The organism is Klebsiella grimontii (assembly GCF_900200035.1).
Taxonomy (GTDB): Bacteria; Pseudomonadota; Gammaproteobacteria; order Enterobacterales; family Enterobacteriaceae; genus Klebsiella; species Klebsiella grimontii.
Genome location: NZ_FZTC01000006.1, coordinates 1 through 10,979, shown reverse-complemented (window position 1 = coordinate 10,979; position 10,979 = coordinate 1). Strand labels below are relative to the sequence as shown.

The 10,979-nt window shown below is 55.5% G+C and carries 10 protein-coding genes; 7 read left to right on the top strand and 3 right to left on the bottom strand.

The features are described 5' to 3' along the window. The first annotated feature begins 91 nt into the window (after window positions 1–91). From KOSB73_RS01570 to KOSB73_RS01545, 6 genes are all read left to right on the top strand, one after another. Window positions 92–574, top strand: a complete 483-nt coding sequence (locus KOSB73_RS01570) for a PTS sugar transporter subunit IIA (protein ID WP_024360599.1) — start codon at window positions 92–94, stop codon at window positions 572–574. Next, on the top strand, window positions 571–1,749 hold the full coding sequence (locus KOSB73_RS01565) for a glycoside hydrolase family 88 protein (RefSeq protein WP_024360600.1): 1,179 nt from the start codon (window positions 571–573) through the stop codon (window positions 1,747–1,749). The genes KOSB73_RS01570 and KOSB73_RS01565 overlap by 4 nt, the downstream gene beginning before the upstream one ends. A gap of 13 nt (window positions 1,750–1,762) precedes the next feature. Further along, window positions 1,763–2,260 (top strand): PTS sugar transporter subunit IIB, encoded by a 498-nt coding sequence (locus KOSB73_RS01560; RefSeq protein WP_024360601.1) that lies wholly within the window; start codon window positions 1,763–1,765, stop codon window positions 2,258–2,260. An 11-nt stretch (window positions 2,261–2,271) separates the two neighbouring features. Beyond that, window positions 2,272–3,075 carry a PTS mannose/fructose/sorbose/N-acetylgalactosamine transporter subunit IIC gene (locus KOSB73_RS01555; RefSeq protein ID WP_004132855.1) on the top strand — a complete coding sequence of 268 codons (804 nt, stop codon included), beginning with the start codon at window positions 2,272–2,274 and terminating at the stop codon, window positions 3,073–3,075. Continuing rightward, window positions 3,068–3,910 (top strand): PTS system mannose/fructose/sorbose family transporter subunit IID, encoded by an 843-nt coding sequence (locus tag KOSB73_RS01550; protein ID WP_024360602.1) that lies wholly within the window; start codon window positions 3,068–3,070, stop codon window positions 3,908–3,910. Before KOSB73_RS01555 ends, KOSB73_RS01550 begins: the two co-directional genes overlap by 8 nt. A gap of 223 nt (window positions 3,911–4,133) precedes the next feature. Then, entirely contained in the window at window positions 4,134–4,832 is a 699-nt protein-coding gene (locus KOSB73_RS01545) for an oligogalacturonate-specific porin KdgM family protein (RefSeq protein WP_098140185.1), read from the top strand. A gap of 48 nt (window positions 4,833–4,880) precedes the next feature. Here KOSB73_RS01545 and KOSB73_RS01540 read toward each other — a convergent pair whose 3' ends face one another. The 3 genes from KOSB73_RS01540 to fdhD form a co-directional block, all read right to left on the bottom strand. Beyond that, entirely contained in the window at window positions 4,881–6,392 is a 1,512-nt protein-coding gene (locus KOSB73_RS01540; protein WP_098140184.1) for a glycoside hydrolase family 43 protein, read from the bottom strand. Window positions 6,393–6,536: 144 nt separating this feature from the next. Beyond that, window positions 6,537–6,749: a YdgH/BhsA/McbA-like domain containing protein gene (locus KOSB73_RS01535; RefSeq protein WP_098140183.1), complete on the bottom strand. Its 213-nt coding sequence runs from the start codon at window positions 6,747–6,749 to the stop codon at window positions 6,537–6,539. 128 nt (window positions 6,750–6,877) lie between these two features. Further along, window positions 6,878–7,714 (bottom strand): formate dehydrogenase accessory sulfurtransferase FdhD, encoded by an 837-nt coding sequence (gene fdhD / locus KOSB73_RS01530; RefSeq protein WP_004132858.1) that lies wholly within the window; start codon window positions 7,712–7,714, stop codon window positions 6,878–6,880. Between the two features lie 156 nt (window positions 7,715–7,870). Between fdhD and fdnG the strand changes: the two genes are divergently transcribed. Beyond that, window positions 7,871–10,921 (top strand): formate dehydrogenase-N subunit alpha, encoded by a 3,051-nt coding sequence (fdnG, locus tag KOSB73_RS01525; protein WP_098140182.1) that lies wholly within the window; start codon window positions 7,871–7,873, stop codon window positions 10,919–10,921. Window positions 10,922–10,979 lie beyond the last annotated feature (58 nt).

Below are 10,979 nucleotides of genomic sequence, written 5' to 3'. Positions count from 1 at the left end.
CTATTTTATCGTTTAAAAACATAAAGATAAAAACATGGCACGGTGATTGCTAAATCTCCCTCAGCTACCCAGAACATATTAAGGAACGCAAATGCGAGAGATGTACATCGCAACTCATGGCCGCTATGCCGAAGGGATTGTCTCAGCATTAAATCTGCTGATTGGCGACGATCATGGCGTCACGCCCGTCTGCGCCTACTGCGGCGAAATTGGTTCGACGGCTGAACTGGCCACCCGCTTTGACGCTATCGCCCGGCTGGCAGCCGGTCGCGGCAATGAGCTGGTGCTGTTTACCGATATGCCCGGCGGCAGCGTCAACAATACCGCCGTACAGATGATGGTCAAATACCCTCACGCGCACGTTATCAGCGGCGCCAATCTGATTATGTTGATGGAGTTTTGCATGTCGGAACACACCGATACCGCCCAGCGGCTCCAGGACGCATTTGCCGCCGCCAGCGGAGCAATGCAGTACATGAATCTGCTGCCGGAAATCATGGCGGCGCGCCAGGCGACACAGCATAAAACGCAGGACAATATTGATGATTTCTTTGCCGGGGAGGACAGCCTGTGACTATCGCACTTGAAGCGCTTGATAGCCGCTACTTCTTACCGCAGCCGGGGCTGGATCGTGCCTGGCTTGACGGGGCCATCGGCGACATCCTGATCCGGCTTGACGCCATGCTGCCGCGCTTTACGGCAACCTTTCCTGCCGCCAGCGCCAGCCATGGCCGCTATGAAAGCGTTGAAAGAGTCGACTGGACCGAGGGATTCTGGACCGGCATGCTGTGGCTTGCCTGGGAGGTCACCGGCGACGAAAAATATCGGGCGGTAGCGGAAAGCCTGCTCGATAGTTTTGAAGAGCGGCTCGATAAGGAAATCAAGGTTGATACTCACGACCTCGGCTTCCTCTACCTGCTCTCCTGCGTTAACGCCTGGAAACTCACCGGCAACCTGCGCGCCCGCGAACTCGCCCTGCGCGCGGCCGAACTGCTTTATCGCCGCTTCAACGCCACGGCGGGCGTGATTCAGGCGTGGGGAGATTTAAACGACCCGGCGCGTCAGGGGCGAATGATCATCGACTGCAACCTCAATGTTCCGCTGCTGTTTTGGGCCGCCAACGAAACCGGTAACCCACGGTGGCGCGAGGCCGCCAGCCGTCATCTGGCGCAGGCCGCACGCTATCTGGTGCGTGAGGACGCCTCTACTTTTCATACGTTCTATATGGATGTTCATAACGGCAAGCCGCTACGCGGGGATACGCACCAGGGGTTCAGCGATAGCTCCTGCTGGTCGCGCGGTCAGGCCTGGGGAATTTACGGTTTTGCGCTGGGATATACCCACACCGGCGATGCCTGGCAGCCCGAGCTCTCTCGCCGCCTGACGCACTATTTTCTTAACCGCCTGCCGGAAGATTTTGTCTGCTATTGGGATCTGATTTTTACTGCCGAAGATAACCAGTACCGGGATACCTCTGCGGCGGCGATCGCGGCCTGCGGACTGGCGGAACTGCTGAAGCTATTACCCCTCACCGACCCGCTGCGTCCGGCCTACGGCAACGCTATTGAACTGATGATGCGCAATTTACGCGAGCGCTACTTTGCCCACGCGCAGGACGGCCTGCTGCGCGAAGGCGTTTATAACTTTGGCCGCAATATGGGCATTAACGAACCTAACCTCTGGGGCGATTACTTCTATTTCGAAGCCCTGGTTCGCCTTTCCCGCGTCTGGACACCCTACTTTTGCTAACTGGAGCTACACCATGATTTCTTTAGTACGTATTGACGATCGTTTAATCCACGGACAGGTTGCCGTGGTATGGACCAAGCATCTGGGCGTGAACCGCATCCTGGTCGCCAATGACCAGATCGTGAATAACGAAGTGCAGAAAATGTCGCTGCGCATGGCGGCTCCCGATACCGCAAAGTGCGCCATCATGGCGGTAAAGGATGCAGGGGATGTGCTTAACGACCCGCGTTCAGAAGCCATGAAAATTATGGTGATCGTTAACAACGCCGCCGACGCCCGTCGGCTTGTCGAGCAGGTGCCGGGAATAAAAATGTTAAACGTCGCTAACTTCGGGCGCATCACCGACAATCTGGCGGCGAAAAAGCGCATTAGCGATACCGTCTACGTGACGCCGGAAGATGTGGCGGATTTCCACGCCATCGCCAACCGCGGCGTTGCCGTTGAATACCAGGTCCTGCCTTCTCATCCGGTAAAAAACCTGATTGAGATGCTGGGCAACGCCGCCAGCTAAACGAGGTCGCTATGTTAACTTCCGCAATTCTTGTTGCTGTCATTATGTTTCTGGTGAAAACCGCCGACCATACGCTGGGCCAACCGCTGATCGAACGTCCGCTCATCTGCGGCGCGCTGGTGGGTCTGGTGCTGGGAGATTTGCAGCAGGGGATTATCATCGGCGCCACGCTGGAGCTGATTTTCCTTGGCACCATCACCATCGGCGGCTCGGTTCCTGCCGATCTGGCGGTGGGTTCGGTGCTGGCAACCGCTTTTACGATCCTGACCCACGCCGAACCGCCGGTGGCCGTTGCGCTGGCGCTGCCGATCAGCCTGCTGGCGGTGTTTGTTTATCAGGTGCTGAAGCTGGTCTATACCGCTCTGGTTGAAAAATACGATGCGCTACTGGAACAAGGGCGTGACCGTGCGGCGCTGGGTCTGACGCTCGGTATGACCTTCTTTTACGGCATCCCCTTCGCCCTGATCGCCTTTTTTGGCGTGCTCTTCGGCACCGAGGTCATCCGCAGCCTGGTCGAGAGCATTCCGGGTACGGTCATGCGCGGCATGACGGCGGTTGGCGGCATTCTCCCGGCTCTCGGGTTCGCCATTCTGCTGAAGGCGCTGTGGAACCGTAATATCGCCGCCTTCTTTTTTATCGGTTTTGCGATGGCGGCTTATTTGCAGCTGCCGATTATGGGGATCGCGATTATCGCGGCCTCGGTAGCGGTCTATCTGTGCTTTAACGAATTCAATCAACTTAAAGCGAATAAACAAACGGCAACGGCGGCTGCGCCCGCTTCAGTCGACGATAAGGATGGGTTCTTCAATGACTGATATCCAGACACCTGGCGTTAGCGCTTACGCCGATGATAAAAGCGAGAAAAAGCTTTTCCGTCAGCTTTTTATCCGCCAGTTTCCGCTGCTGGGGTCGATGAACTTCACCCGCATGGAGGGATTAAGCTACGGCTGGGCGCTGGCGCCGATGCTGAAGAAAATCTACGCCAACGACCCGCACCGTTATCTTGAATCGCTTAAGCGAAACAGCCAGTTCTTCAATACCAACCAGCATCTGGCGCCCTTTATTATGGGCCTGACGCTGTCGATGGAAAAGGAGAACGCCGCCAACCCGAACTTTGATACTTCGAGTATTAACGGCATCAAAGTGGCCTTAATGGGGCCATTTGCCGGGGTAGGCGATTCATTTTTCTACGGCGTGCTGCGTATTATCGCCACCGGGATCGCTATTGGCCTGGCGTCGCAGGGCAATCCGCTTGGGCCGCTGCTGTTCCTGCTGATTTACAATATTCCCAGCTATCTGCTGCGCTATTACGGCGGCGTCATGGGCTACCGCTTAGGCTCGAAATATATCGCCGAAGCGACGCAGTCGGGACTGCTGAGCTGTATAACGAAAGCGTCGTCGATTATGGGATTGATGATGGTGGGGGCGATGAGCGCCAGCATGGTGAAGTTCACCACTACCTTTAAAACCACCATCGCCGGACAGCCCTTTGTGCTGCAGGAGATCCTCGACAAAATTTGCGTTGGATTAATTCCTCTGCTTTTAGTCCTGGGCTGCCTGAAGCTACTGAATAAAAAGGTTAGCCCGAATAAGGTATTAATTATGCTGATTGTCTTTGGCTTTGCCGCTGCGGGTATTGGCATAATTTAACGCTGCCCCTGGCTCCCTTTAATAAAAGGGAGCCGTCCTCTTACTCGTGATGTGTCTCGACGCAAATAAAAAAACCAACCAGTGTCGAATTAACACTCAACACATAAAAACAACCCCATGTATTTAAATGGTTTTATATTCTGGCACAGCAATTGCTATTTAATAAGTGTCTTTTATTGCTTTATCGAAATGACGGTATTCTATAAATCCTACAGGAATAAAAATGAAAACATTACGCACGCTTTTAATCGGCATACCGCTGTCCTGCTTTACGCTAAATACGTTTGCCGCGGCAACCTGGGTTGATAATCGCTACGCGCATACTACGGCTTCGGAGAAAAATCAGTATAAAATAGGCCTGGGTCATATATTTGATAATGGCGCAGGGGTGCTGGCCTCAGCAATGTACGACCTCGGACAAGACTTTAATCAAATGAAAAGCTCGTTCCAGGAATTTGAAGGCTGGTATCCGATCCCGCTTAATGAAAAATGGACGCTGACGCCGGGCGGATTAACCGATATTGATAATAAAGGAACAAAGCTGGCTCCTTATATCAGTCTCGATTATAAAATCAGTAAAACCTTAAGTTTTAGCAGCCGCTATCGCTATAACCATATGACCCATAAAGATCGCGATTACAACGGCTATATGGATTATAACGACAGCCATCAGTTTGACCTGTACCTTAATTACCAGGCGACCGAGAAACTGTGGCTCCAGCTCAACCCGGAGTTCTTTGTCAACACAAACGACTTCAATGCCTCTAACGGGCAGAAAACTCACTGGGAGCCAAGTATTGTGGCGCGCTACCGCGTCGATAAACACTGGCTCCCCTATGCGGAAGTCGCCTGGCTCGATCAGGATCAGAATCACGACGATCAGGTGCGATTCCGCCTCGGCATTCGCTATTACTTCGATTAAACGCCGTAAAGGGCAGCTTCGCTGCCCTTCTGGGGTCGCCCGCGGGGCTTACTGCAAACGCACGATAAACGGTGAGAATATGGCGCTGCCTTTGACGTTTTCACGCTCGCCACGGGCATAAATACCCATACGCGCGCCGATCCATTTTCCCGCCCCGGCGGAAAACTGCGGCGTCACCTGCCGCCATTCACGCTGCGCAAGCCGATAACGAAAATGGACCACCCCGTCATAGTCCACCTGAAATCCTAGCTCAATCTCCTTGCAACCGGAGACCTCCTCAAGTCCGATGGATTGTTGATGCGTTTCACCGCGATCGTCTATCCATCCGTGGCATAGCGCGAGCTGCAAATTCGCCGCGCGGTACGTTACGCACAGTGCGGCAAAGCGCTGACCGTAAATCGCGATCCCCGCTTCATCGCCATCCTGAGAAAACATCGGATCAACCGCGGTCTGCACGTCAAAACGTTCAGCGGGAAACTTTTGCAGCAGCAGTTGAGGTAAGCGATACAGGCTGATATCGCCTGAGGTTAGCGCGCAGCGCAAGCGTAGCCCTTGCTGATGAGGCGTGAGCCAGTGGCGCTGGGGGTTTGCCTGCCATTGCCATTGAACACCGGGCTGGCCGTGCCGGAAATCGTCGCTGGTCTGTAAACAGCACGGCGCAACGGGCAATGCGGGTAAACGATGCAGGCTGACGGGCTGGCCTTTACCGGTGTCATTAAGCCTCTGGCCAATTTGCGGCCAGCCGTCAGCGCCCCAGCAAAGCGGCTGAAGATGCACTATCCGGCCATACACGCCTTTGTCCTGAAAGTGGAAAAACCAGTTTTCACCATTCTCCAGTTCAACCCACGCCCCCTGATGAGGACCATTTATCGGCGAATTCCCCTGGTGCAGGACATCGCGACTTTGCCATGGACCAGATAGCGTCGGGGCGCGCATGACCGTTTGCCAGCCTCGCTTGACGCCGCCGGCCGGGGCGAATATCCAGTATTCGCCGTTACGCTTATACAGCTTGGGGCCTTCCAGAGTGGGATGCGAGGGCGTTCCGTCAACAACGATCCGGCCGTTATCCAACAGCCGGGATGCATCCGGCGCCATTTCAAAAAGCTGGAGCTTATTTTTCACCCCGCTGCGGCTAAAAGCAAAGGCGTGAATCAGCCAGGCTCGCCCATCATCGTCCCAGAACGGACAAGGGTCTATCCAGCCGGGGGAGGCGTTCAGACAATAGGGTTCGCTCCACTCGCCTAACGGATCCCGGGCGTGGGAAACAAAAATACCCTCGTCGGGCAAACTGTAGAAAACCCAAAACTGGCCATCATGAAAACGAATGGAGGGCGCCCAAATCCCCTTTCCCGGCTGAACGCTGTCATATTCCGGCGAAGGCAGGCGTTTAACAATATGGTTAACGATTTGCCAATGGATGAGATCGCGTGAGTGGAGAAGCGGTAAGCCAGGCAATTGATGGAAACTGGAAGCCACCATCCAGAAATCATCGCCTGTGCGAATGACATCGGGATCGGCATAATCGGCATGAATCACGGGGTTTTGATAGAACAGCGACATAGCGGGGACCTTTTATTGTCGACTGTTCATCGCGTTGCAATAAGCGGACCATCGAATAAAAATACTTAATTAACAATGAAATAAATATTTCTGTAGACACAAAAAAAGCGCCCCTTGGGCGCTCTTTCGACAGTAGCTTTACGCTTATTTATTCAGTTCCGCAGTCATGTGCACGCGGTTACCGGTAAACGCTTCGGTAATTTTGTAAGACGATGCGCCTGCGGCCTGGGCCTGAGCGGCGATTTTCGCTTCTGCACCGTCCATCGTTGCGGCGGTTGCGGTCACGGTTTTCGCAGCGAAGGAACCAAAAGAAGCGGCCAGAGCGATAACTGCGACAAAAGTTTTGATGCTTTTCATGATATAAACCCTTTACGTTAGTTGTTTGAATAAGGCGCCGTGCCTTGATGTGATAAATAGTAGCTCGCACACCGCCAAACAAAAAGCGGAAGGATTTGTTGTCATCATTCAAAAAAATTGACTTAAATTTAACCCGCGATTAACCGCTGCGGATGCGTGTAAACGGTCGCCCTGCCCGGCTTGCAGAATCCCACCAGCGTCAGGTTGCAGCGCTCGGCGACGTCAACCGCCAGCGTGGTGGCGGCAGAGACCGCAAAAAGGATTTCCACCCCGCACATGGCCGCCTTTTGCACCATCTCATAGCTGGCTCGGCTGGAGACGAGTGCCGCGCCGTTCTGCCAGGCGCCTTCTGACTCCGCTCGGTGTCCCAGGAGTTTGTCCAGCGCCACGTGGCGACCAACATCTTCGTGACCGCCCGCGAGATCCCCGGAAGGGCGCACCCAGGCCGCGGCGTGAGTACAACCAGTAAGGCGGCCTATCGGCTGAAAATCATGCAGGTGCGCCAGCGCGCGATCGAGATTCGCCAGATCGAACGTCTGGGTAAAAGGCAGCGGCTGCACGGGCTTGCCGATATCGTTGAGCTGCTCAACGCCGCATACGCCGCAGCCGGTGCGCCCGGCCAGCGCGCGACGGCGCTCTTTCAGCCCCATAAAGCGGCGGCTGGAGAGTTCGATTTGCACTTCAAGGCCGTTACAGGCCTGAAGGACGTCCATACCATAAATCTCGCCCCGGTTTTCGATAATCCCTTCGGATAAGGAAAAGCCCACGGCGAACTGCGCCAGGTCTTTCGGCGTCGCCATCATCACCACGTGCGAGATGCCGTTATAGACCAGCGCAACGGGTACCTCTTCAGCTAACTCGTCTGGCTGAGGATGTTGCAAATTTTGGCGCTTCCAGAGCGATACCTGGCGATAACCTGTGATATCTGTCACATTTTCGATTTGTTCAAGAGGCTTCTTGTTCACTTTGTCTTAACCGTATTGGAACAGGCATACACACAATGTGGTATTCTGTTTATATCCCTTCGGGAACGAGGGAAATTACCCCTAATTCTGAACCTTTGCGGCCCTTACCGCAAAGCAAATAACTATATGTGACAATGTCGAAACAAGGAGCGAACCATGCAGGTCAGCAGAAGGCAGTTCTTTAAGATCTGCGCTGGCGGTATGGCAGGAACCACGGCAGCGGCGCTGGGCTTTGCGCCCGGTTTAGCGCTCGCGGAAACACGGCAGTATAAGCTGCTGCGCACCCGCGAAACCCGTAACACCTGCACTTACTGTTCCGTCGGCTGTGGGCTGTTGATGTACAGCCTCGGCGACGGCGCGAAAAACGCCAAAGCGTCTATCTTCCATATCGAAGGTGACCCGGACCACCCGGTCAACCGTGGTGCGCTCTGCCCTAAAGGGGCCGGTCTGGTGGACTTTATCCACTCCGAAAGCCGTCTGAAATTCCCGGAATACCGCGCGCCAGGCTCTGATAAATGGCAGCAAATCAGCTGGGATGAAGCGTTCGACCGTATCGCTAAGCTGATGAAAGAAGACCGCGACGCCAACTTTGTCGCGCAGAATAGCGAAGGCACTACCGTCAACCGCTGGCTGACCACCGGTATGCTGTGCGCCTCCGCCTCCAGTAACGAAACCGGTTATTTAACCCAGAAATTTACCCGCGCGCTCGGTATGCTCGCGGTCGACAACCAGGCGCGCGTCTGACACGGACCAACGGTAGCAAGTCTTGCTCCAACATTTGGTCGCGGTGCGATGACCAACCACTGGGTCGACATCAAGAACGCCAATCTCGTGGTGGTGATGGGCGGCAACGCCGCTGAAGCACACCCTGTTGGGTTCCGCTGGGCGATGGAAGCCAAGATTCACAACGGCGCGAAGCTGATTGTGATCGATCCGCGCTTTACGCGTACCGCGGCGGTGGCTGATTTCTATACCCCAATTCGTTCCGGTACTGACATTACCTTCCTGTCAGGCGTCATCCTGTACCTGCTGAACAACGAAAAAATCAACCGTGAATATACTGAAGCCTATACCAACGCCAGCCTGATTGTGCGTGAAGATTACAGCTTTGAAGACGGTCTGTTCAGCGGCTACGACGCCGAAGCCCGCAAGTACGATAAAACGTCCTGGAACTATGAGCTGGATGAAAACGGCTTTGCCAAACGCGATACCACGCTGCAGCATCCGCGCTGCGTCTGGAACCTGCTGAAGCAGCACGTTTCCCGCTATACGCCGGAAGTTGTCGAAAACATCTGCGGGACGCCAAAAGCCGACTTCCTCAAAGTCTGCGAATACATCGCGGAAACCAGCGCGCACGATAAAACCGCGTCGTTCCTCTACGCGCTGGGCTGGACGCAGCACTCCATCGGCGCGCAGAACATCCGCACCATGGCGATGATCCAGCTGCTGCTCGGCAATATGGGCATGGCGGGCGGCGGCGTAAACGCCCTGCGCGGCCACTCCAATATTCAGGGTCTCACCGACCTGGGACTGCTGTCGCAGAGCTTGCCAGGCTATATGACGCTGCCGAGCGAGAAACAGACTGACCTGCAAACCTACCTCGCCGCCAACACGCCGAAACCGCTGTTGAAGGGCCAGGTGAACTACTGGGGTAACTACCCGAAATTCTTCGTCTCGATGATGAAGGCCTTCTTTGGCGATAAAGCGACGGCGGAAAACAGCTGGGGCTTTGACTGGCTGCCGAAGTGGGATAAGGGCTACGACGTCCTGCAATACTTCGAGATGATGAACCAGGGTAAAGTGAACGGCTATATCTGCCAGGGCTTCAACCCGGTAGCGTCGTTCCCGAACAAAAACAAGGTTGTCGCGTCGCTGTCGAAGCTGAAGTTCCTGGTGACCATCGACCCGCTCAACACCGAAACCTCCACTTTCTGGCAAAACCACGGGGAGTCGAACGACGTCGATCCGACGAAAATCCAGACCGAAGTGTTCCGCCTGCCGTCCACCTGCTTCGCCGAAGAGAACGGTTCTATCGTCAACTCCGGCCGCTGGCTGCAGTGGCACTGGAAAGGCGCGGACGCCCCGGGGATTGCGACCACCGACGGTGAGATCCTCGCCGGCATCTTCTTACGCCTGCGCAAGATGTACGCCGAACAGGGCGGACCGGCGCCGGAACCGGTGCTGAACATGACGTGGAACTACGCCACACCGCATGAACCGGCATCAGAAGAAGTCGCGATGGAAAGCAACGGTAAGGCGCTGGCAGATATTACCGACCCGGCAACCGGAGCGGTGATCGTCAAGAAAGGCCAGCAGCTCAGCTCGTTTGCGCAGCTGCGCGATGACGGCACCACCTCCAGCGGCTGTTGGATCTTCGCCGGTAGCTGGACGCCGGACGGCAACCAGATGGCGCGTCGCGATAACGCCGACCCGTCGGGCCTGGGCAATACGCTGGGCTGGGCATGGGCGTGGCCGCTCAACCGCCGCATTCTGTATAACCGCGCCTCCGCGGACCCGGCGGGTAAACCGTGGGATCCGAAGCGCCAGCTCCTGAAATGGGATGGCGCGAAGTGGGGCGGCGTGGATATTGCGGACTACAGCGCCGCGGCGCCGGACAGCGATGTCGGGCCGTTTATCATGCAGCCGGAAGGAATGGGGCGTCTGTTCGCTATCGATAAGATGGCGGAAGGGCCGTTCCCGGAACACTACGAGCCGTTTGAAACGCCGCTGGGCACTAACCCGCTGCACCCGAACGTGGTCTCGAACCCGGCCGCGCGCGTCTTTAAAGGCGACCTTGAGCAGATGGGCAAAGCGGATAAATTCCCTTACGTCGGCACCACTTACCGTCTGACCGAGCACTTCCACTACTGGACCAAGCACGCGCTGCTTAACGCCATCGCGCAGCCGGAACAGTTCGTGGAGATCGGCGAGAAGCTGGCCAACAAGCTCGGCATCGCCCATGGCGATACCGTGAAGGTCTCCTCTAACCGCGGTTATATCAAAGCCAAGGCGGTGGTGACCAAGCGTATTCGCACGCTGAAAGCGGACGGTAAGGATATCGATACTATCGGTATTCCGATTCACTGGGGCTACGAAGGCGTGGCGAAGAAAGGGTTTATCGCCAATACCCTGACGCCGTTTGTCGGTGATGCGAACACGCAGACGCCGGAGTTCAAGGCTTTCCTCGTGAACGTGGAAAAGGCGTAACGGAGACGAATTATGGCTTATCAATCGCAAGACATTATCCGTCGTTCCGCGACTAACG

Excerpts from the sequence above, each read along its gene's own strand:
- KOSB73_RS01540 (WP_098140184.1), bottom strand. The coding sequence starts at position 6,392 with ATGTCGCTGTTCTATCAAAACCCCGTGATTCATGCCGATTATGCCGAT.
- KOSB73_RS01550 (WP_024360602.1), top strand. The coding sequence starts at position 3,068 with ATGACTGATATCCAGACACCTGGCGTTAGCGCTTACGCCGATGATAAA.
- KOSB73_RS01545 (WP_098140185.1), top strand. The coding sequence starts at position 4,134 with ATGAAAACATTACGCACGCTTTTAATCGGCATACCGCTGTCCTGCTTT.
- KOSB73_RS01535 (WP_098140183.1), bottom strand. The coding sequence starts at position 6,749 with ATGAAAAGCATCAAAACTTTTGTCGCAGTTATCGCTCTGGCCGCTTCT.
- KOSB73_RS01555 (WP_004132855.1), top strand. The coding sequence starts at position 2,272 with ATGTTAACTTCCGCAATTCTTGTTGCTGTCATTATGTTTCTGGTGAAA.
- KOSB73_RS01570 (WP_024360599.1), top strand. The coding sequence starts at position 92 with ATGCGAGAGATGTACATCGCAACTCATGGCCGCTATGCCGAAGGGATT.
- KOSB73_RS01560 (WP_024360601.1), top strand. The coding sequence starts at position 1,763 with ATGATTTCTTTAGTACGTATTGACGATCGTTTAATCCACGGACAGGTT.